At 41.6% G+C, this 1,061-nt stretch carries 1 pseudogene; it reads left to right on the top strand.

Annotated features, from left to right (window positions below):
• Positions 1 to 1,061 (top strand): annotated as a pseudogene (locus ACFIL8_RS10820) (hypothetical protein); the annotation flags it as partial.

Raw genomic sequence — 1,061 nt, 5'->3', positions numbered from 1 at the left:
AGAGCTGTAAGGACACAAGAAAACAGTAGAATTACGTTCCTTGCAAATGGTGAGATTAGCGCTAAATCAACAGATGCCGTAACGGGTAGTCAGCTTTATTCGCTGAACGAACAACTTGCAACCTATTTTGGTGGTGGTGCTGGATATGATAAAGAGGGCAAATGGAAAGCACCGGATTTCAAGATCAAGCAGTTTGGTGAGGATGGTACTTCTTTTGACAAGAATTATCAGAATGTAGCAGATGCACTTACAGGTGTTGGAAGTTCTATCACGAATGTTCAGAATAAATTGACTGAACAGGTTAATAATGTGATTACCAAAGTGGAAAGCGAGAGCTTTGTTCAGCAAGACAAAACAACGCATCGTCTCACTATTGGAGATGCAGTAGAAGGTAGTGAAATCAACATTGCCAACAGTAAGAAAGAAGACCGGACGCTTTCTGGTGTTAAGAAAGCAGAGCGTGTGAATGAAGCTGTTAACAAAGGTCAGCTTGATAAAGGTTTGAAGGATCTTTCTAACAGTCTTCAGTCAGATGATTCAGCTGTTGTTCATTACGATAAAAAAGAGGGTGAGAATGGCGGCATTGATTACACGAGTGTGACTTTAGGCAAAGGTAAGGATAAGGCAGCTGTTGGTCTTCATAATGTTGCTGATGGTCAGATTGCCAAGGATTCACGTGATGCAATCACGGGTGGACAGGTTAACAAAATCGGTGAGGATGTAGCTAAGTTTTTAGGTGGAGAAGCATCCTTTAAAGAGGGTGTTTTTACAGCTCCGACTTATAAAATCTCTAATGTTTCTGACGATGGTACAGTAACGACTAATTCACATAACGATGTTGGTAGCGCCTTTGCGGGTCTTGATACGAGTGTCAAGAATGTGAACACTCATCTGTCTAATGAGGTCAAAAAGTTTGATGAAAAACTAAGTAATATTACGCAAGCAGTTCAAGGCGATGCATTGTTATGGGGCAAGACTAAAGGTGCGTTTGTAGCGACGCATGGGGACAATAAAGAGAACAGCAAGCTTACATCACTTGCAGCTGGCTCTATAGTATCAGG

Source organism: Bartonella sp. AP57NXGY (assembly GCF_042195805.1).
Classification (GTDB): domain Bacteria; phylum Pseudomonadota; class Alphaproteobacteria; order Rhizobiales; family Rhizobiaceae; genus Bartonella.
This window is presented reverse-complemented; position numbering and strand designations above follow the sequence as displayed.